Source organism: Erythrobacter sp. GH1-10 (assembly GCF_045363165.1).
GTDB lineage: Bacteria > Pseudomonadota > Alphaproteobacteria > Sphingomonadales > Sphingomonadaceae > Erythrobacter.
The window spans coordinates 1,067,340-1,087,489 of sequence record NZ_JBJFLP010000001.1; the positions used below are offsets into that span (position 1 = coordinate 1,067,340).

Annotated in this window: 21 protein-coding genes; 6 read left to right on the forward strand and 15 right to left on the reverse strand. The window is 65.4% G+C overall.

The features are described from left to right. Positions 1-9 precede the first annotated feature (9 nt). Entirely contained in the window at positions 10-492 is a 483-nt protein-coding gene (locus ACI5KX_RS05230) for a TspO/MBR family protein (RefSeq protein WP_406809623.1), read from the forward strand. A gap of 1 nt (position 493) precedes the next feature. Further along, positions 494-757, forward strand: coding sequence for a hypothetical protein (locus ACI5KX_RS05235; RefSeq protein ID WP_406809624.1), 264 nt, complete (start codon positions 494-496; stop codon positions 755-757). A gap of 16 nt (positions 758-773) precedes the next feature. On the opposite strand, the gene ACI5KX_RS05240 is transcribed toward ACI5KX_RS05235, so the two are convergent. Beyond that, positions 774-1,649 (reverse strand): LysR family transcriptional regulator, encoded by an 876-nt coding sequence (locus tag ACI5KX_RS05240; protein WP_406809625.1) that lies wholly within the window; start codon positions 1,647-1,649, stop codon positions 774-776. 236 nt (positions 1,650-1,885) lie between these two features. Between ACI5KX_RS05240 and ACI5KX_RS05245 the strand changes: the two genes are divergently transcribed. Together ACI5KX_RS05245 and ACI5KX_RS05250 are read left to right on the forward strand one after the other, a co-directional pair. Beyond that, the gene (locus tag ACI5KX_RS05245; protein WP_406809626.1) at positions 1,886-2,794 is read left to right on the forward strand and encodes an alpha/beta fold hydrolase; all 909 of its coding nucleotides are present in this window, start codon (positions 1,886-1,888) and stop codon (positions 2,792-2,794) included. Continuing rightward, a complete protein-coding gene (locus tag ACI5KX_RS05250; RefSeq protein WP_406809627.1) occupies positions 2,794-3,222 on the forward strand; it encodes a PaaI family thioesterase in 429 nt (142 codons plus the stop codon). Before ACI5KX_RS05245 ends, ACI5KX_RS05250 begins: the two co-directional genes overlap by 1 nt. A 196-nt stretch (positions 3,223-3,418) precedes the next feature. Here the strand turns inward: ACI5KX_RS05250 and pufM are convergent, their stop codons facing one another. The 9 genes from pufM to ACI5KX_RS05295 form a co-directional block, all read right to left on the reverse strand. Continuing rightward, complete coding sequence (gene pufM / locus ACI5KX_RS05255) at positions 3,419-4,342, reverse strand: photosynthetic reaction center subunit M (protein WP_406809628.1); 924 nt, start codon at positions 4,340-4,342, stop codon at positions 3,419-3,421. Between the two features lie 14 nt (positions 4,343-4,356). Beyond that, positions 4,357-5,181 (reverse strand): photosynthetic reaction center subunit L, encoded by an 825-nt coding sequence (gene pufL, locus ACI5KX_RS05260; RefSeq protein ID WP_406809629.1) that lies wholly within the window; start codon positions 5,179-5,181, stop codon positions 4,357-4,359. 98 nt (positions 5,182-5,279) lie between these two features. Beyond that, complete coding sequence (gene pufA, locus ACI5KX_RS05265) at positions 5,280-5,474, reverse strand: light-harvesting antenna LH1, alpha subunit (RefSeq protein ID WP_406809630.1); 195 nt, start codon at positions 5,472-5,474, stop codon at positions 5,280-5,282. A gap of 86 nt (positions 5,475-5,560) precedes the next feature. Further along, a complete protein-coding gene (gene pufB, locus ACI5KX_RS05270; RefSeq protein WP_406809631.1) occupies positions 5,561-5,713 on the reverse strand; it encodes a light-harvesting antenna LH1, beta subunit in 153 nt (50 codons plus the stop codon). 135 nt (positions 5,714-5,848) lie between these two features. Next, a complete protein-coding gene (gene bchZ, locus ACI5KX_RS05275) occupies positions 5,849-7,321 on the reverse strand; it encodes a chlorophyllide a reductase subunit Z (protein ID WP_406809632.1) in 1,473 nt (490 codons plus the stop codon). After that, entirely contained in the window at positions 7,318-8,754 is a 1,437-nt protein-coding gene (gene bchY, locus ACI5KX_RS05280; RefSeq protein WP_406811321.1) for a chlorophyllide a reductase subunit Y, read from the reverse strand. The genes bchZ and bchY overlap by 4 nt, the downstream gene beginning before the upstream one ends. Before the next feature lie 102 nt (positions 8,755-8,856). Next, positions 8,857-9,843, reverse strand: coding sequence for a chlorophyllide a reductase iron protein subunit X (locus tag ACI5KX_RS05285; RefSeq protein WP_406809633.1), 987 nt, complete (start codon positions 9,841-9,843; stop codon positions 8,857-8,859). Then, entirely contained in the window at positions 9,840-10,775 is a 936-nt protein-coding gene (gene bchC / locus ACI5KX_RS05290) for a chlorophyll synthesis pathway protein BchC (protein ID WP_406809634.1), read from the reverse strand. Before bchC ends, ACI5KX_RS05285 begins: the two co-directional genes overlap by 4 nt. A gap of 136 nt (positions 10,776-10,911) precedes the next feature. Further along, entirely contained in the window at positions 10,912-12,036 is a 1,125-nt protein-coding gene (locus ACI5KX_RS05295; protein ID WP_406809635.1) for a methyltransferase, read from the reverse strand. A 112-nt stretch (positions 12,037-12,148) separates the two neighbouring features. Here ACI5KX_RS05295 and crtD point away from each other — a divergent pair, with 112 nt between their 5' ends. Then, on the forward strand, positions 12,149-13,735 hold the full coding sequence (crtD, locus tag ACI5KX_RS05300; protein ID WP_406809636.1) for a 1-hydroxycarotenoid 3,4-desaturase CrtD: 1,587 nt from the start codon (positions 12,149-12,151) through the stop codon (positions 13,733-13,735). Between the two features lie 23 nt (positions 13,736-13,758). Further along, the gene (locus tag ACI5KX_RS05305) at positions 13,759-14,574 is read left to right on the forward strand and encodes a hydroxyneurosporene dehydrogenase (RefSeq protein WP_406809637.1); all 816 of its coding nucleotides are present in this window, start codon (positions 13,759-13,761) and stop codon (positions 14,572-14,574) included. Positions 14,575-14,584: 10 nt separating this feature from the next. Here the strand turns inward: ACI5KX_RS05305 and ACI5KX_RS05310 are convergent, their stop codons facing one another. Genes ACI5KX_RS05310 through ACI5KX_RS05330 form a run of 5 tightly spaced genes read right to left on the reverse strand, consistent with a single transcriptional unit; the run spans position 14,585 to position 20,071 of the window. Then, on the reverse strand, positions 14,585-14,734 hold the full coding sequence (locus ACI5KX_RS05310) for a hypothetical protein (RefSeq protein WP_406809638.1): 150 nt from the start codon (positions 14,732-14,734) through the stop codon (positions 14,585-14,587). Positions 14,735-14,745: 11 nt separating this feature from the next. Continuing rightward, entirely contained in the window at positions 14,746-15,642 is an 897-nt protein-coding gene (gene bchO, locus ACI5KX_RS05315; RefSeq protein ID WP_406809639.1) for an alpha/beta fold hydrolase BchO, read from the reverse strand. Next, positions 15,639-17,327: a magnesium chelatase subunit D gene (locus ACI5KX_RS05320; RefSeq protein WP_406809640.1), complete on the reverse strand. Its 1,689-nt coding sequence runs from the start codon at positions 17,325-17,327 to the stop codon at positions 15,639-15,641. Before ACI5KX_RS05320 ends, bchO begins: the two co-directional genes overlap by 4 nt. After that, a complete protein-coding gene (locus ACI5KX_RS05325; protein WP_406809641.1) occupies positions 17,327-18,328 on the reverse strand; it encodes an ATP-binding protein in 1,002 nt (333 codons plus the stop codon). The genes ACI5KX_RS05320 and ACI5KX_RS05325 overlap by 1 nt, the downstream gene beginning before the upstream one ends. Positions 18,329-18,379: 51 nt before the next feature. After that, positions 18,380-20,071, reverse strand: a complete 1,692-nt coding sequence (locus ACI5KX_RS05330) for an ABC transporter permease (RefSeq protein WP_406809642.1) — start codon at positions 20,069-20,071, stop codon at positions 18,380-18,382. Between the last annotated feature and the right edge of the window lie 79 nt (positions 20,072-20,150).

Consider the following 20,150-nt stretch of genomic DNA (forward strand, 5'->3'; position numbering starts at 1 on the left):
ACCTACGCCATGAGGGGTAGCCTGATCCTGCCGGTGACGATCGCGACTTTCGCGGCGATCATCGTTGCCTCGCTCGGCGCGACGATCACCGACCTCGGCCCGTGGTATCAGAACCTGCAAAAGCCCGGCTGGAATCCGCCCGACGTGGCGTTTCCAATGGTGTGGACGCTCGTCTACGCACTCATCACAGTCTCGGGAATCACCGCGTGGCGCGCTGCAAAGACGTCGGTGCAGGCGCAGTGGGTGATCAGCCTGTTCGCCTTGAACGCCTTCCTTAATATCACCTGGAGCCTGCTGTTTTTTCGCCTTCAGCGCCCCGACTGGGCGATGTTCGAGCTGGTCGCGCTATGGCTCTCGATCGTGCTGCTGATCGTCTATTGCGGCCGCTTCTCGCGGCTCGCGAGCGTGCTGCTGGTCCCGTACCTCATCTGGGTGACGATCGCCGGCGCGCTCAACTGGGAAGTGATCCAGCTGAACGGCCCGTTCGGCTGACATGGACGCCGCGGCCTGGTTCTTCCAATCGGGTCACGCCGCCGACCTCATTCTCCTCGTCCTCCTCGTAGAAGCTGTGTGGCTCACGTCGCGCGGCTGGCGCGGCGGCGAGATCGCGGGACTGCTGGGCCCGGCGGTTTTCATCGTCCTCGGCCTGAGAGCGGCACTGGTGGGCGCCGAGTGGTACTGGATCGCGATCCCGCTCGCGCTCTCGCTGCCGCTGCACCTGATGGATTTGCGTTGGCGGCTGGCGCAGGAACGCTGATTTCCAACCTTCTCGATCAACGCAGGCTGGCGAAGGCTAGCGCGACCCACTTCTGCGCGAGCCTGATTGCAGGCAGGCCCCGCAAATCGCGGTGGACGATCAGCCAAGGCTGCCGGCTCGGCAAAGCCGAGGGCGGCGGGATCTCGATCAACCCGCCAGCGCGAAGAGCGAAGGGCACGGGCAGAAGGGCAATGCCCGCACCTGCCAGCGCTGCGGCCAAGAGCCCGCGCGTGCTGCCGGTGCGCATCGCAACCGCGTCCGCAAGCCCGTCGCGCGTGACCCAGGCCAGCTCGGGAAGACGGCCGTAACTGTCGTCGTAAATCAGCAGCCGCTCTGCCTTCAGGTCGATCGCAGCGGGGTCCCTGCCCGCGAGGTAATCGGCCGAAGCGAACAGCCCGAGCCGGATGTCGGCGAGCTTGCGCGCATAAAGGCTCGCACCTTCGGGGCGCACCATGCGGATCGCCAGATCGGCATCGCGTGCGGCCAGGCTCACCACATCGGCCTGCGACTGGAGTTGGACCGGAAAATCCGCACCCATCATCCACAGCCGGTCGAGCGCCGGGGCGAGGATATCCGAGATCACGAACTCGACCGCCGAGATACGCACCGGAACCGTCTTGCTCCCTTGTCTGAGGCTCTCCGCCACCCGCTCCACACGGCGCATCTGCTCGGCGATCGGTGAGGCCGCCTCGGCGATCGCGAGGCCTGCGCCGGTCAGCCGCACACCGTCGGTGCGTCTGTCAACCAGTGGCAGACCGAGCGCCGTCTCCAGCGTCTCGATCCGTCGCGACACGGTCGACACCGCGACCCCGCGCGCCTTGGCTGCCGCGCTCAGCGTGCCCGCGTCACGGATCGCGATAAGATCGCCGAGGTCCTGCGGATCGAGAGGCATGGCCATATCCTTTTGCGCAAACGGAAGATTAATTTGCGATATCGCAAGATGTTGGACGGCTGGCAATCGCCTAACGCTCGGCCATCGGGACGGGAGAGAGAGGCAAGGATGGCCACACCGACGCAAGGGTTTCGCAGTATGCGAACTGCTGGATTCCGGCTGGCGCATGCCATCGCCGCGATTCCGCTTGTCGCCGCGCTTTTCCTATCGCGGGCCGCGCGGGCAGAGGTGTCGGCATGACGGGGCTCCTTGCTCGGCTCGGAGCGCGGATCGAGACCTGGGGCGGCTCATCCAGGATGGCCCGCTTCCGCAGCGGCTGGCCCGCGACGGCCACGCCGCAGGTCAAATTCCATCGCACCGTCAAGGTGCAATATCGCTATCTCGAAGCTGGCAGCGGGCGCACGATCGTATTTACCTGCGATCCGCCGATGACGATCGAAGTCTATGGTCCGCTGGTCGAGGCCTTCTCCGCGCACTTCCGCGTGATTGTGGTCGAGCTGCCGGCGATGGGCTTCTCCGCCACCACGGCCGATTATGCTTTCGGGTTCCGCGAGACCAATGACGATCTGGCCGCCTTCCTGCGCGATGTGGCCGGCACGGGGAGCATTCTCGCCTTCTCCTGCGCCGCGAGCCTCGCCGCGCTCGATATCGCAGGCCGAATGCCCGAACTCGCCTCGCACCTCGCCCTCGTGCAGGCTGGCGGAACGGAGGCTTTCGCGATCTGGAAGGCGGGGCGCGATCCCAAGGGCATTCTCGCGCGGCCGATCGTGGGCCAGCTCGCCATGGCTCGGATGGCCCCCAAGCGCATGCCGCAGTGGTATGGCCTCTCGGTCGGGCGCAAGCAGCAGATCCCGCATTTCTGCGCCTGCGCCGAGCGCTCTTTTCGGCATGGTGCTCTGTGGTCGCTGGCGAGCGCCTTTCAGATCTACATGAAGCAGCAGGGCGAACTGCCCCGGCCCGCGCAGCCGATCCTTTCGATCTGGGGCGCGGCCGATGGCTCGCACCCGGCGAGTAACGCACATTCGCTCGCGCGGCTTTATGAAGGCGTGCAGACCGTGACCTTCGACGACCTCGGCCACACGCCCGAACTTGAAGCGCCCGATCAGGTTCTGGCAGCGATCCTCGACTTCGTCGGGAAACGATGATGCCGGACAGCGATCCCGTCCCGCCCGGCTTCGAGCCGCACTTCCGCAAGAGCCCGGTTACCGATCCGTGGGAGCCGCTATTCATCAAGCGGGATGGGACTGCGCTCAGCCTTGGATTGAGGATCTCCGCTACGCATTGCAATGCGCGCGGGCTGCTGCACGGCGGGGTGATCTCGACGCTTGCCGACAATGCGATGGGGCTTGCCTGTGTGATGCAGATGGAGCGCTGTTCGGCACTGACTGTCGGCCTGTCGGTGGACTTCCTCTCGGTGGGCCGGATCGGTCAGTGGCTCGAGGTGCGTGCAATGTCGGCAAAGCTTGGACGCACGCTCGCTTTTGCCGATGCAAGGATCGAGGCTGATGGCCAAACGATTGCCAAGGGCGCTGCGACTTTCCGCATCGTCGATCGTGCTTCGAGCACAGCCTGACACGGACGATCCGGCTCTCGAGCTGTCATCCTGATTGACAGTTTCCCACCCACTCTCAGACAAGAGCCGAGCTTACGCGAGTTCGCCTGCCCCCAAATGGAAAAGCCCGGCGCCGCAATTCGCGAGGCCGGGCTTTTCATCAATGCCGACGGGTAGAGCGTGTTCGATGATCCCGCTCTACCCTGTTCCCGGACGCTTAGCTGGGAGCGTAGTGATGCTCCTGCGCCCACACATACCAGTTATCGACCACGGTTCCCGAAAGCAGGATGCCGATACCCCCGGTGAGGGTGGTCAGCACCGCGAACCACCACGCCCAGCGGTGGATCGATTCCATCGTGGCGTTGAAGCCCATGGTCCAGCGCCAGAACAGGCCTGCACGTTCGGACGCCGTGCCGCGATCGGTAATCTGCTCGATCTCGCGCTCGCCGCCATAGCGGCCCACCGCAAGGATCGTCGCCCCGTGCATCGCGAACAGCACCGCCGACCCGTAAAGGAAGACGATCGAGAGCGCGTGGAACGGATTGTAGAACAGGTTGCCGTGGATCAGCGAGAAGTTGTTGGTCCAGTCAAGGTGCGAGAAGATGCCGTAGGGCACCGCCTCCGACCAGCTGCCCAGCAGCAGCGGGCGGATGAAGCCCAGCACTAGGAACAGCCAGATCGCGCTCGCAAACGCCCAGAAGATGTGCAGCCCCATGCCGAGCGCCTTGGCCCGGTAATAGGTCCGCGCCAGCCAGCACAGCACCGATATGGTCAGGAACGCGCCGGTCAGGATGAACCAGCCGCCTTCCCACAAGGGCACGAACGGACTGAACCCGTATTCAGGGCCCGGCGGGTCGAGCGAAAGCCAGAACAGTTCGCGGATGAATCCCTGCGGGCTCCAGTTGACCTGTTCCCAAAAGTTGAATCCGATGATCAGGATCGCCAGCCCGCCGAAGGCGAGCGAGATGGTCCCCAGCCAGCCGAGATAGAGCGGGCCGAGCTGGGCCTGCCCGATCTTGCCCATCCAGTAGCTGTAGCCGGTGGCGTTGATCCGAGGCTCGCTTCCGTCGAGATGCGGGACGCCCATTTCGGGCGGCCCCTTTACCTGGATCTGGGTGAAGATGTTTTGATATGTCGCCATGATTCAGGTTCTCCTCAGGACCAGATCGGGATCTTCTTCCAGAAGTCCCAGAATTCCGGCCAGCTGCCGACATAAAGGGTTCCTGAAATCACGATGCAGATGGCGCTCCAGAACCCGGCGCTGAGCGCCAGGAAGAGGCCCACGCGGTGGATGCCGAGCGTGCCGACCGAATAGCCGATGAAGTCGCGGAAATAGGTGTCTTCGTATTCCGGCGATTTGACGTCGGTCCCCTTGGTCGGGTTGACCGCCGAGAGCACCAGGCCGCCGTGCAGGGCGAGCGCGAGGCAGTTCGTGAAGAAGAACGCGATCGCGAGCATGTGCACCGGGTTGTAGTGGAAGTTCGCATACATATAGCCCGTGTTCGACACCCAATCGAGGTGCGACCAGATGCCGTATGGGAAGCCGTGCCCCCATGCGCCCATCCACAGCGGCCGGATCACGACCAGAGTGACGTAGGCGAAGACGGCGAAGCTGAATGCGATCGGGACGTGATAGCTCATCCCAAGCTTGCGCGAGATTTCCGCCTGCCTGAAAACCCAGGAGACGAACGCCACGACAGCGCAGCAGGTTATGATTTGCCAGTATCCGCCTTCGGAAAGCGGGGCCAGCGAGAGGCCATATTCGATAGGTGGTGGTTGGATATCGATCAGCCAGGGGTTCAAGGTCGGCCCTTCAATGGCCGCAGCGAAGATCAGCATCGTTCCTAGAAGCGCGCTGATTGCTGCTGTGACCCCAAAGAATCCGACATAAAACGGCCCGACCCAGAAATCGAATAGGTCGCCGCCGATCAATGTGCCACCGCGCACGCGGTATTTCCGCTCGAAACTAAGGAGCGCCATAGGTCCATCCTTCCCGCCTCAAAGGCGGGTCAATTGAGTTACCGGAAAGAAGTAGGAGGCAGGCAGGCGAACCTGCCCCCTCGCATCTTTGGTTGCCGTCAGGTGGCCGCCGGAGCTTCCGACGATTCAATCACGGCAGCAGCGGCCGGAGCGCCAGTGGTCGAACCATCGAGCCAGTTGTAGCGATCCGTGCTGAGCAGGATGAAGTGAATCGTGAAGGCCAGGACAGCCAGGCCGACATGCAGGGCCACGAGAACGCGGCGCACGTCAAAATGAAGCCAAATACTCCACATGGTGAAATTCCTTTGTGGTTTTCGGTTGCAGTTTTCAGCCGGATGGCGCGGACAAGTCTGCGATCACCGGCGGATTGTGCAGTGGACTAGATTGGGAACCAGGGCTTGTCGGCCCAGACCAGCGCATGCGCTACAAGCGCGATCACCACATAGAAGGTGAACGTGCTCATGAACCCTTTGTGGATCTCCTTCGCCTCTTCAGGCGTAAGGTGAGTCCCAATACGTTCCGGATCATTCATTGGTATGTCTCCGTATTCGTTGGTTGGAGTGGAGGCCGAAGCCTCCGTCGGCATCCCCGCGTGATCCCCCACGTGGATTTGTTGAGCCTGTGATGCAGGCTGTTCGGATGCCGGGCGCTGCCGGAAGGAGGATCGTCATGCGGTCTCCTCCTCGAGCTGCGCCCCAGAAAAGTGTGAATCGAGACAGTCGGGCGTGACTGCTTCGAGGCCGCGCTGGCGCGCGGTGGTCTCGGCCGCGTCGCGCAGGCGCTTGGCGGCGGAAATGCGGATAAGCACGGGCTGCGCTTCGACCAGCCGGTCGAGCTTGGCCTTGGCGGCTTCGTCCCACGAAATTTCGGTCTTTTCGCGCGCCGGTGTGGCTTCGGCCCGGTCCATGTCGGTGCCCAGCGGCAGGATGTGGAACAGCGCATCGAACAGCGCGTTGCACACTTCCTGGACGAGGTAGGTCGCGCCCGAATAGCCCATGAAGGGCGTGCCGGTGTGGCGGCGGATCGCAGCGCCCGGGAAGCTGGCCGGGATGAACTGCGCCGACGGGCCGTGGCCGGCACCGCCGGTCTCGGCCATGTACATCCGTTCGTTGTAGCTGCCGAACACCACCAGCGGCGAAGTCGTGTGGATCGCTGCGCGCACCTCGTCGTTCTTCGGCTTCACGCCGGCTTCGCGGCTGAAGGCAAAGACGCAGGGGAGGCCCATGTCTTCTTCAAGGAAGTGGCGGATGCCGCGCGCATAGGTTGCGTTGGCGACGATCCCGAAATTGGCGGTGCCGAAAAAGTCCTGCGTGACCGAGCGCCACAGGTCCCACAGCGGCTTGATCGTGGTGTGCTTCTCGCGCTCGATGAAGGGTTCGGGGTCGAGCCCCAGTTCTTCGCCGAGCGCGCGCAGGAACTTGGTGGTGCTGGTGAGCCCGACCGGTGCCTGGAAGTATGGCCGCTCGAGCGTCTCGCACAGGTTGCGCCCGAACTCGCGATACATGCAGACATTGGCGTCGGCAGTGCCGAGCTGGCGGATGTCCGCGAGATGGCAGCCCAAGGGGAACACCACGCCGATTTCCGCGCCGATCCCTTCGACCAGGCGGCGGATCTCGGCGAGATCGCTGGGCATGTTGAACATGCCGTAGGACGGGCCGATGATGTTGACGACCGGCTTGTCGCCTTCCTTGCGGGCTTTGGGCTTGGGAGCCTTTTTCGGGCCGAATTCGGTCCACAGCCAGGTCAACGCACGGTCGGCGCTCTGCCACTGGTCCTCGTCGATCGTGCGCGGCAGGAAGCGCTTGATGTTGGTGCCTTCAGGCGTGACGCCGCCGCCGATCATTTCGGCGATCGATCCGGTGACCACCACCGCGGGCAGTTCGGGGTCGAGCGTTTCCCAGGCGCGCTTCATCGCGCCTTCGGTACCGGTCTTGCCGAGTTCTTCTTCGCCAAGGCCGGTGACCACGATCGGCAATTCGTGCGGGGGCAGGGCATCGGTGTAGTGCAGGACACTGGTTACCGGCAGGTTCTCGCACCCGACCGGACCATCGATGATGACCTGCAGGCCCTTCACCGCGGTGAAGACGTAGGTCGCACCCCAATATCCGCCGGCGCGGTCGTGATCGAGGACAAGCGTCATGTGCCCACCGCCTCGGCCGCCTTGCGCGCCGCTTCGTTGAGGGCCGCATATTTCTTGCGGAATTTCGGCCGGTCGACCGGCGTGTCTTCCCACACCCCCGCAGCATGCTCGGTGCCGACCCCTTCGAAGAAGTCGCGCATATTGTCGAACCGCGCCTTGTTGCCGATCGCGGCGTTGATCACGGTCGCGAGGCTGCCGGCGCCGGCGGGCCCCATCAGCGGACGCGCCGAGATGAGGTTGGTGAAATAGAGCGCGGGGATTGCCTTGGCCTTGGCGTGCTGGACCACCGGAGTGGTTCCGACGGCGAGGTCGGGGCGGAATTCCTCGACCGCGGCGATATCGTCTTCGAGGCTGGCGCGGAAATTGACCCGCACGCCCTTGGCTTCGAGCCATTCGCGGTCGGCGTCCGACCATTTGGTGCGCGGGCAGGCGGAGCCGACATAGGGCACGTCCGCGCCGCTTTCGACCAGCAGGCGGGCAACCAGCAGTTCGGAGCCTTCATAGCCCGACACGGTTATCCGGCCCTTGATCGGCATTTTCGCGAGCGCGCCGGTGATGGCGCCAGTCATGGCATTCTTGACGCCGTCGACCTTGTCTTGCGGCAGGCCGAGCGTATCGCCGATGCTCTGCAACCAGGCGACCGTGCCATCGACGCCGACGGGAGCCGAGCCGATCACAGGGCGACCGGCGGCTTCGAATTCGCGGACGCTGGCGGTGTAGAACGGATGGATCGCGGCAACGAGCGAACAATCGAGTGCCGAATAGAGCTCGCGCCATTCGCGGGTCGGGACGACAGGTCCTGCTGCGAGGCCGAGCGGTTCGAGCAGCTGCCCGATCACCACCGGATCGGCGGGGAACATCTCGCCAAGCAGCGTAACGGTCGGCTTGTCGGTACGCTCTTTCGGAGCGGCGACCGGTCCGGCGGCAACTTCCTCGCGCGCATATTTGAGCATGGCACCCGCGAGCACGTCTTTCGCTTCGGCATGGGTCGGAATGCCGAAGCCCGGCACATCGATGCCGATGATCCGAACGCCGTTGATCTGTTTCTTGAGCAGCCTCAGCGGCACGCCGCTCGCGGTGGGAACGCACAGGTTGGTGACGACGATCGCGTCGTAATCCTTCGGATCGGCGAGATCCTCGACCGCTTCCTTGATATCCTCGAACAGCTTGCCGGTGACCAGCGTTTCGGAAGAGAACGGCACATAGCCCACCGTCCGCCGGGCGCCGTAGAAATGCGAAGTGAAGGTGAGGCCGTAGACGCAGCAGGCCGAGCCCGAGAGCACGGTTGCGGTGCGTTTCATGCGAAGTCCGACGCGCAAGCTGCCGAAGGCCGGGCACATGCTTTGCGGCTGGTCGTGTGGCCCGACCGGGTAGTCCGCAGCGTATTGGTCGAGCACGTCCGACTTTCCGGCCTTGCGTGCGGCATCACGCATGGTGTCGCCGCTCGCACAGCCGCCTTCGCCCACGTCTCTTGGGGCACTGAGGTCCAGCGTGTCGGGGGTGCGTTCCGCGTCCGAGGCAGTCAGATCAGTCAATCAAACCTCGTCGTAAATCACTTCGAGCGACGGTTTTTCTTCGAACACTCCGCCGCGCATGTCGGCCTGGGTGGCGGGGATGAGTTCGATGTCGCGCCCGGTGTCTTCCGGTGAGAACAGATTCAGCAGGCCGTCCTGATCGAGCGGGGCCGGCTGCAGCGGCGGTGCGCCTGCGACATTGGTCGCCAGCGTTTCGAACAGGCTGGCCCATTCGCCGCCGGGCTTGCCGATGATCTGGTAGTTGGCGCTCTTGCGGCGGATATCCTCGTCCGCAGGGATCGCGGTGAGAACCGGGATGCCGACAGCCTCCGCGAAAGCATGCGCTTCGCCGGTGCCATCGTCCTTGTTCACGATCATGCCGGCAACGCCGACATTGCCGCCCATCTTGCGGAAATATTCGACCGCATGGCAGACATTGTTGGCCACGTAGAGCGATTGAAGGTCGTTCGATCCGACCACGATCACCTTCTGGCACATGTCGCGCGCGATCGGCAGGCCGAACCCGCCACACACCACATCGCCGAGGAAGTCGAGCAGGACGTAGTCGAAGCCCCATTCGTGGAAGCCGAGCTTCTCGAGCAGTTCGAAGCCGTGGATAATGCCGCGTCCACCGCAGCCGCGACCGACCTCGGGGCCGCCGAGCTCCATTGCGAACACGCCGTCGCGCTGGAAGCACACGTCTTCGATCGTAACGTCTTCGCCCGCGAGTTTCTTCTTCGAGGAAGTCTCGATGATCGTCGGGCAGGACTTGCCACCGAACAGCAGGCTGGTGGTGTCGCTTTTCGGATCGCAACCGATCAGCAACACGCGCTTGCCCTGCTGCGCCATCATGTAGCTGAGATTGGAGAGCGCGAAGCTCTTGCCGCTACCGCCCTTGCCATAGATCGCGATGACCTGCGTTTCCTTGGTCACCTCGCCGGTATGCACCGGATCGGGCTCGATCGAGGCCTCTTCGCGCAGGGCGGTGTCGGCGTCTAACATCGTCATTCGGCGTTGCTCCAATCGAGAACCATCTTGAGACAATCGGGATTGCTGAAGGCCTGCGGATAGGCCTCGCATGCGCGCTCCGCCGGGCTCCGGTCGGTGACCAGTCCGGACAGGTCGAGCTTGCCAGCTTCGATCAGCTCCAGTGTTTGCGTGAGATCCTGCGGCTGCCACTCGGCAGCGACGCGCAGGCGCGCCTCCTTCATGAAGGCTGGCGGAAAGGTGAAACCGACCCGCTCGGAATAGAACCCGGCGAGCGTGATTTCCCCGCCTTTGGCAAGATGCGGCACGGCAGCATCGATAATGCCCGCATCGCCGCTTGCATCGTAGATCGAGGTGTAGTCGCGGCGGTCGTCCAGCTCGGGCGAAAGCACCCTGTATCCCTCAGCGCCATCGCTGCGGGCGGCGCTGGTTTCCCAGACCGTGGGTGCCGGTGCGCCGGTGGCGATCGCAAGGCGGGCGAGCAAGCGGCCGAGGACCCCGTGCCCGATGACAAGGTCGGGAGCCGTTCCGCCATTGATTGCGTGGAGCGCGGTTGCAGCCAATGCGCAGAGCACACCGGCTTCTCCGATTCTCTCGGGCACGGGAATCGCCCGCGCCGAAGGCACGATCAGGCGGCTCGACGTTCCGCCGAACAGGCCGCGCGCATCGGTGTAGCAATTGGCACCGGGAACGAAGACCCAATCGCCGATCCGCTCCCGCGCTTCCGCGCCGGCATCGACGATGCGTCCGATGGATTCGTAACCGGGCACCAGCGGATAGCCCATGCCCGGGAAATCGGGCATCCGCCCGGTCCACAACAGTTTTTCGGTTCCGGAAGAAACGCCGCTCCACGCGACGTCGATCACGACATCGCTTGCGCCCGCAGGCGTCAACTCAAGCTCCCGAAGCGCCAGGCGCTCCGGTCCCTCGAGTAAGACAGCCAGTGATTGCATCCTCTGCGGCTTCCCCCTTTGCGGCGATCCCATACCGCGTTGTTCTCGCGACTCGTGCCGTGGCAGGAGGCGCTCTCTCTTTGTGTGTGCTACGCCTTACAACACCAAGTGTCAAACAAAGCGGACAGGGTAATCGTCAGGCTGAGGCGACAATGCAGCTGGCGATGACCGGTTGCGCAGTCGGGACAATCCGCGTCCGCGAAAATCCGGCTCTGTGGAGCATGTCCTGAATCTCGTCTGGCGTGCGCGGCCGGCCCGATCCCATCGCCCAGAGGTAGAGCCCGAAGAAGGCGTCTCCCATCGGCTCCGCCCCGGGGATTCCGGCCATCGGCTCGGCGATCAGCAGACGCGCTCCGGGTGCGAGGCTGGCGCGGATATTGCGGAGCAGCGCCATCGCCGGATCGTCGTCGTGATCGTGCAGGATTCGCACCAGCGAGACGAGATCGTACCCTTGCGGGATCGGATCCTCGAAGAAGTTGCCGGGATGACATTGCAGACGTTCGCCGCCGACCGCCTTCCCGAGTGCACCGCGCGCGCTATCCACAACTTCGGGCAGGTCGAACAGGCCAAGCCCGATCTCGGGATAGGCCGCGCCCACGCGCCGCAGGAACGCGCCATGCCCGCCGCCGACATCGAGCAGCCTGCCGTGCTTCGGAAAGCGGAACGCGCCGAGCACCTCGTCGGCTACGAAACGCTGCGAGGCGGCCATCAGCTCGGAATACTCCTGCGTCTCGGTTCCGCGTTCGGCCGCGCCGTGGAGCGCTCCGGCATAGGACCAATAGCGCGAGAGCGCGGTCGGCTCCTTCCGGTCGCGGCGCAGCAGGCCCATCGTGTCCTCGAGATCGGAATAGAGCAGCCGGTGGTGCCGGATCATCGCCTGCGTGCCGGGATCGGCCTGCAGCACCGCTCCCTGCTGGCCGAGCATCCAGCCATCGGGTTGCGCTTCCTCGGCGAGATCGAGCGCGCGGGCGGCCCGCAGAAGCCGCAGGGCTGCCTCTTCGCTAAGGTCGGTTGTGGCGGCGACATGCGACACGCCAACCGGACCGTCGGCAAGGATATCGAGCAGCCCGCTTTCCACCGCCGCGCGCAGCACCTGCGAATAGGAAAAGCCCACGAGATGATCGAACATCTGCGTCGCGCGCGTGCGTGCGACCGATTTGATGAAAGGGATTCGCGCCGCCCAATATTGGAACCGCGGGCTTGCAAAGATCGCGTTGCGACGCGCGATCCAGCGCACCTTGAGGGGCGGCTTGCCGGTCATATTTGTTCGAATTGACATCCCATATGTCCAAACGATTGGACAGATGATAGGGATAGGTCAATCATAATGTCCGTTTGCGCGACCGGAGTCGCGTTGGTGGCGGGGGAGAGCTTTGGGCGAGAGGATCGCGATTATCGGAGCAGGGATGGGCGGGCTTGCCAGCGCCGTCATGCTCGCCGCGCGCGGTCACGACGTCACCGTTATCGAGAAGGAAGCTGACGTCGGCGGCAAGGCGCGCCATGTCGAGGTCGATGGCCAGCCGGTCGAGGCGGGGCCGACCGTCTTCACCATGCGCGATGTGTTCGACCAGATCTTCAATGCCTGCGGTGAACGGCTCGACGACCACATCAAAGTCCGGCAGGCCGAAGTCATCGCGCGCCACGCCTGGGATGACAGCGGTCATCTGGACCTGTTCGCCGATCCGCTGCGCAGCGAGGAAGCGATCGGCGATTTCGCCGGGGCCAAGGCCGCTGCGGGATTCCGCGCCTTCCGGGCCGAAGCGCGGCGCATCTACGAAGTGCTCGACGAGCCCTTCCTGCGCGGCGACAAGAGCTACACGCCGTTCCCGATGATGTGGCGCATCGGCCTGCACCGCATCGGCGACGCGCTGGCGATGCGCCCGTTCGACAACCTCTGGAAAGCGCTGGGCGAGCATTTCGCCGATCCGCGCCTGCAGCAACTCTTCGGACGATACGCGACCTATTGCGGCTCCGATCCGTTCCAGGCTCCCGCGACGCTGATGCTGATCGCGCATACCGAAGCGCGCGGGGTATGGCTGATCGATGGCGGAATCAGCGCGCTCGCGCGTGCGCTCCGCAAGCTGGCGGAGACCAAGAGCGTCAAGTTCCGCACCGGCACCGCCGCCGCTCAGATTCTCACCGAAAACCGCCGTGCGAGCGGAGTGCGCCTCACCAACGGCGACACCATCGGTGCCGACATCGTTATTTCCAACGCCGATCCGGCGGCGCTGACCGAAGGGAAGTTCGGCGAGCAGGCCGCGCGCTCGGTCGCTCGCATGCCCAGGGAGAAGCGCTCGCTGTCTGCTTTCGTGTGGTTCGCCCACGCCGAAACAAATCCCGGCGGTACCGGCGGGTTCGACCTTACCCATCACAACGTCTTCTTCTCGCCCGATTACGCTCGCGAGTTCGAAGACATCCGCGCGGGAAAACCACCCGCCGACCCAACGGTTTACCTGTGCGCACAGGATCGCAGCGCAGACTACAATGCCACCACGGCGATCGGTCCGGGCCGGCGCGAGCGCATCCAGATGATCGTCAACGCCCCCGCCAATGGCGACACCCACCACTACACCACCGAGGAGATCGAGACATGCAATCGCGCCATGAGGAGAACGCTCGATCGATGCGGCCTGACGCTCGAGGACCCGATGCCGCACCAGCTGGCGACGCCCGAGGATTGGGAACAGCTGTTCCCGGCGACCGGCGGCGCCCTTTATGGCAGAGCATCGCACGGCTGGGCGGCCTCCTTCCTGCGACAGGGGCCGAAGACGCGGATACCGGGGCTGTATTGCGCGGGGGGAGCGACGCACCCAGCGGCCGGAGTCCCGATGGCAGCCTTGTCCGGACTTCTGGCAGCGCGAACGATCGAACGGGACCTCGCTTCGATGCGGCGATTCCTCCCGGCGGCTATACCTGGTGGTACATCGATGCGATCAGCGAAGACGGGCAGCACGGGCTGACGATCATCGTCTTTCTGGGCAGCGTGTTCTCGCCCTATTACAAGAAGAGCGGTCGCGGCGATCCGCTCAATCACGCCTGCCTCAACGTCGCGCTCTACGGTCCGAAGGCGCGCTGGGCGATGACCGAGCGGCCGCGCGGCAGTGTCGAGCGCGAGGTTTCCAACCTGCGCATCGGCCCGAGCCAGGTCGAATGGAAGGGCGACGCGCTCGAAATCACGATCGAGGAGCGCGACAAGCGGCTGTTCAATCCCTTTCGCCGCCCGGTGCGCGGCAAAGTGCGGGTCATCCCCGAGGCGCTCAATCCCGCGAGCTTCGCGCTCGACCCGGCGGAGAACCACATCTGGCATTGCATGGCCCCGCGCGCGCGGATCGAAGTCGCCATGGACGAACCGGGCATCTCATGGAGCGGCAAGGGGTATTTCGATCACAATCGCGGTTCCGAACCGCTCGAAGAAGGCTTCCGAACCTGGCACTGGTCGCGCGCGCACATGAAGCGCGGCGCTGTGGTCTGCTACGAAGGTGAGCGCGGCGACGGATCGGTCTTCGCAAGCGCAATCCGTTTCGGCGCCGATGGCATTCCCGAAGAGGCCGATCTCCCCGATGTCGCCCACCTCCCGCGCAGCAATTGGCGGATCGAGCGGCGCACCCGGTCGGATATCGGGGTCGCGGAAGTCGCCCGGGAGTGGGAGGATACGCCGTTCTATTCGCGCGCCGAGCTATCGAGCCGCCTCTATGGAGAGGATGTGGTGTCGGTACAGGAAAGCCTCGACATGCGCCGGTTCGCCTCGCCGCTGGTGCAGTTCATGCTGCCTTACCGGATGCCGCGACAGAAGAGCTAGGTCAGCGCCGCTAGTCTTCGGTTTTCTCGTCCTTCGCGTCGGCCTTGTCCTTGCGGATCTGCTTGAGGTCGCGGTCCATCTTCCACCACTGCCACACGCCGAAGCCGATCGCGACGCCATAGAAGATCACGATTTCGATCCAGCCGAAATTTCCGTCCATCGCGCGCCCCCTTATGCGGTCTTTGCCATTGCGTGCGCTGCGAGAAATTCGGCGACGAATGCGTGGACTGCCTCGGGTGCCTCTTCATGCGCCAGGTGACCGAGCTTTTCGATCACCTCAAGCTCCGCACCCGGAATCCATCCTTGCGCCTCGCGCGCCCATTCAAGCGGGATCGCCGCGTCCTTGTCCGAGTGGACCAACAGCACCGGATTGGAGACGTTGCGCATGCGCGTTTGCAGCCTCGGCAGATCCCAGTTGGCCATCATCGCGAGCGCGCCCTTGGTGTGGCGCGAATTGCTCAGCAACGCTTCGTAACAGGCCATGCCCTCGGCATCGATGTGCGAGCCGGTCGCCTTGCGCAGGAAGCGGTCGGTATCGCCCGAGATCGCCGCCATTCCCGAAAACAGGCGCGGGACAAACGGATTGACGAACAGCAGCTTCGCGACCGCCGGGAAGAGCTGCGCGGCAAGCCCGGGGAAGGGCCGTAGCGCCGAATTGAGGCCGATGATCGGCCCGGTGAACCCGTGATCGAGCGCCAGTTGCAGCGCCAATGCCGCGCCCGCCGAATGGCCGACGATCGCCTCGGGCTCGAAATCCAGCGTTGCAAGCAGCCGCGCGATCGCGGTCGCCATGCGCGGCAGGCTGGTGTCCTCGGGCGGGTGTCCGGTGGTGAAGGCGTGGCGCGGAAGGTCGGGCGCGAGCACGTGGTGCGTCTCGGCAAGCAGCGGCATCAGGTGACGCCACGAATGCACCGATGCACCGGTTCCGTGCAGCAACAGCAGCGGCGGTTTGGCGGGATCGCCCATCCGCTGGACATGCCAGCGGGCCCCGCCAGCGCGGATAAACGCGCTCGCCTCGCGGTGCGGCCAGATCAGCCCCTCGCGCTCCCAGGCGAGCGCGCGGCTCATGCCGCGACCTTCGACGGATCGGCGGCGGAGATCGCCTTGTGCAGCGTCTTTGCATCGGCGCGGGGCAGGGCGAGAAAGCGCGCCTGCATCGTTTCGGCAAGCGCGGCGGCTTCGGGTGTGGCACGGGCGGAGATGTCGATCACCAGCGCATCGATGCCCCTCCCGCCATCGGCGCGGGCGATAGCCTTGGCCGACGCTTCGGCGTCTTCGCCCGCCTGCTTGCGGCCCGGTTTGCCCGCGGCGTCAATATTGGCCCTGCCATCGGTGAGGATCACGAGGCTTGCGGTGCGTCCGCGCGCGATCACCGCTTCGGCGGTTTCCCGCGCCGCGTTGAGGCCGAGTGCCAACGGGGTCCCGCCTCCTCCGGGCAATTCCGACAGCGCGCGGCGGGCGCGGGTGAGCGAGCGGGTCGGCGGAAGCAACAGTTCGGCGCTCTCGCCGCGAAACGCGATCAGCGCGACTTCGGAGCGGGTGACATAGGCCTGCGCGAGCATCAGTTCGACCGCGCCCTTGGCTTCGGCGAGGCGCGCGGCGGCGGCGGACCCGCTGGCATCGACCGCGAAGATCGTGACCCGCGCGGCCTTTTCCTCGAACCGGCGGACCCGCAGGTCGTCCTTGCGGGTGAGGATGGCTGTTTCGCTGGCACCGGGCTGCTCTCTGCGACGCACTGCCTGCCACGGCACGGCGGCGCGGAGCGTGTCGATCAGCGCAAGCCGGGCACCTCCGCGCGGCATGCCGGGACGTGCGCCGAGCGGCTTTCCGCGCAGGCCCGATTTCCGCTTCTGCCCCGAACCGGACCCGCCCGAGCGGCGCGGAGCCTTCCCTTGCGCAAGATGCGCCAGCAGGTCGGCAGGGATGGAAGCGGCGGCGGCTTCGACCAGCATTTCCTCGAGCGGCTGGTCCGGCCGCTGCTGCTCGGCATCCGAGGGGTCGCTCTCGCCATCCTGCGGCTGCTCTGGCGGAGGCTCCTGCGCTTCGTCCTGTTCGACCGGCGGCAATTGCGTGGCCCTGGGCGCGAGCACCAGTCGCGCGGCGGCGGCCAGGTCGACATCCTCGATTTCCCGCCGAGCGTTCAAAGCCGCATGCGCTCGCGCCGCCTCTCCTGCGAACAGCAGCGCGCGGAGCGACCGGACGCCGAGCGCGGCGGCGGTCGCGGCGAGGGCATGCATCGCCTCGTCGCCGAGCGGTGAAACCGGGGCCGATTTGCCTTTCGGCCAATCCACCTCCCATTGTCGTGAGCCCGACAGGTCGCAGTGAAAGGCGCAGCGCTCCATCAGGCTGGCTGGCGGCGTATCCTCGGTCTCGGTGCTGTCGTCGAGCAGCACCAGCGTGGCATCGCCAGCATCCATTGCCTGCGCCAGTCGCCCTGAAATCGCATCTCCCAGCCGTTCGGCCATCGGCACCTGCAGCGCGCCGCCCTTGGCCTCCTCGATCAGGCCCGATTGCTGCACCGGGCGCCCCGCGGTCAGGCTCGCGGCAAGATCGATCCCGCCGAGCAGGCGTTCATCGTCGATATGGCCGGGCAGGCGCCGCGTGGGCATCGCGTCGGCGATCGCCGCCACGACTGCATCGCGCGAAGGACCGCTGCCGCGCAGCACGATCCCGCCGAAGGTCTGCGGCGAGAGGGTGAAGAGCTTGGCCGCGAGAACGGCGTCGTGGATGGGGTCGGGCAGATCGCCCGGCATTATCCGAACAATTCGTCGATGGCGCGGGTGATGCGCACGGTCGATCCGGTCTCGTCGAGCACGTCGCGGCGCAGGCGGTGGCGCAGCGCCGAAGGCGCGACCGCGATCAGGTGCTCGCGCTTGACCGAGCGCGCGCCCTTGAGCGCCGCGAGCGCCCGCGCGGCGCGCATCAGCGTGAGTTCGCCGCGCAGGCCGTCTGCACCGACAGCGAGGCACAGTTCGGCGGCATCGGTGAGCACGTCGTCGCCGGGTTCGAGCTTGGCGAGCTTCGCCTTGCCGCGCGCGACCTGCTTGAGGATTTTCTCGTCCTCCTTCGCCCATTTCGTCGCGAAGCCTTCCGGGTCGCGCTCGTTCTCTGCGACGAGCCGCATGATCTCGACCCGCGTCTCGATCGCCTCGGGCGTTTTGACTTCGACCGACAGGCCGAAGCGGTCGAGCAATTGCGGGCGCAGTTCGCCTTCCTCCGGGTTGCCGCTGCCGATCAGCACGAATTTCGCGCGGTGTCGGACCGACAGTCCCTCGCGCTCGACCACATTCTCGCCCGACGCCGCGACATCGAGCAGCAGGTCGACGAGGTGATCCTCGAGCAGGTTGATCTCGTCGATATAGAGGAACCCGCGATGCGCCTTGGCAAGCAGGCCCGGCTCGAACGCCTTCTCTCCCGCCCGCAGCGCGCGTTCGAGGTCGAGCGAGCCGATCACGCGGTCCTCGGTCGCGCCCAGCGGCATGTCGACGAACGGGACGGTGCGCTTGCGGACGCGGCCCGAAGTGCACGGATCGGGGCAGGTGCCCTTCTGGTCGCCCTCGCAGCCATAGCGGCAATCCTCGACCGCGCTGATCGGCGGTAGCAGCCCTGCGAGCGCGCGCGCGGCGGTCGATTTGCCGGTGCCGCGATCGCCGAACACCATCACGCCGCCAATGCTAGGGTCGATCGCTGCAATCAGCAGCGCTTGCTTCATCTCGTCCTGACCGACGATTGCGGAAAAGGGAAACCGTGCCATTACGCGTCCTTGTGAACGCTAGGCTGCGTTTGGACAAGCGCTAGTGACAATTCATCCTGACACTTTTTGCCGGTCGAGGCGATTGAGCAGCAGGACCGGGAGCAGACCCGCAGCAAGCAGGATCAGCGCGGGGATCGAGGCTTCGACCAGCCGCTCGTCGCTGGCGAGGCGATAGGTGCGCGTGGCGAGCGTTTCGAGGTTGAACGGGCGCAGGATCAGCGTCGCGGGCAATTCGCGGACCGTGTCGATGAACACCAGCGCGGCGGCGGCCAGCAGGCTGGGGCGGAGCAGGGGAATATAGATGCGGGTGAGCACGCGTCTGGGCTCCGCGCCGAGCGAACGGGCGGCGGCATCGAGGTTGCGCGGGATCTTCGACATGCCGCCATCGACCGAATTGTAGGCCACGGTGAGGAACCGCACCGAAAGCGCATAGATGAGGATCAAGCTTGTGCCCGTGAGTAGCAGCCCGCCGCCATAGCCTAGACTGTCGCGGGCGAAGCGGGTGAGCGCGACGTCGAAAGCGCCGAGCGGTGCGAGCAGGCCGACTGCCAGCAGCGCTCCGGGCAATGCGTAGCCGAGCGTCGCAACCCGGATCGCTCCGCCGACGATGCGGGTGTCGGTACGCGCCTTGGCGAAGACGAGCAGGAGGGCGGTGACGAGACAGGTCAGCGAGGTCGCGAGGCCCAGCCACAGGCTCCCGCTGGCATAGGTCCACAGATCTCCGATCGCAGCGATCGCCGCATCCCCGGATGCGAGCCAGCCCAGATAGGCTGCGGGCAGGACGAAGCCGAGCAACACCGGCAGGAGGCACGCGAGGAAAGCGAGCAGCTTGCCCGCCGGCGTCAAGCGGACCAGCGGTTCTCCCGCGCCCGCCGCCAGCCCGTCGCGGCTGTCGCTGCGGCCCTTGCGGGTGCGCATCTCGAGCGCGATCAGCGCGATGACGAAGACCAGCATCATCGCTGCGAGCTTCATGGCGGCGAGCTTGTCACCCATCAGCAGCCAGCTGCGGAAAATGCCGGTGCTGAAAGTCGGAATCGCGAAATAGTCGGCCACCCCGAAATCGGCGAGCACCTCCATCAGCACCAGCGCGAGCCCGCCTGCAATCGCAGGCCGTGCGGCGGGAAGCGCAACGCGGGTGAAGGCTCTGCCCGGAGCGGCGCCGAGGCTGCGCGCGGCCTTGAACTGGGCGCGCGACTGCGCCGCAAAGGCGGCGCGGGCAAGCAGGTAGACATAGGGATAGAGCACGATGCCGAGGACGAAGGCCCCGCCATAGAGCGAGCGTATCTGCGGGAACCAGTACTCCCCTGCCTCCCACCCGGTCACCATGCGCAGGCCCGATTGCACCGGACCACCGAAGTCGAGCAGATCGGCGTAGATGTAGGCGGCGATATAGGCTGGAACCGCGAGCGGGAGGACCAGCGCCCAGCTTAGCACCCGCCGCCCGGGAAACTCGGCGGCGGTGACGAGCCACGCGCAGCCCGTCCCGACCAGCCCTGCCAGGCCGCCCGCGAGCAGCATCAGCAGGGCGGTGTTGGCGGTGTATCGCGGCAGCACCGTGCTCGCGAGATGCAGGATCGCGTCCAACCCGCCGCTCGGAGCGGAAGCGAGGACTGCGAGGATCGGCAGGCCGGCCAGCGCGGCGATAGCCAGAGCAGCGACCAGCCAGCCGTCGATACGCCCGCCGCGCGAGGCCGCGCCGAGTTCGCTTGCCACTTGCGACTCAATCTTAGTAAGGCGGCTCACCACACCCCGTTTCCTTTAAAGCCCGGACCTGCGCGTTGAGCCTCGAATTTCGTCATATTGCCCATGATTACGGCCAAGG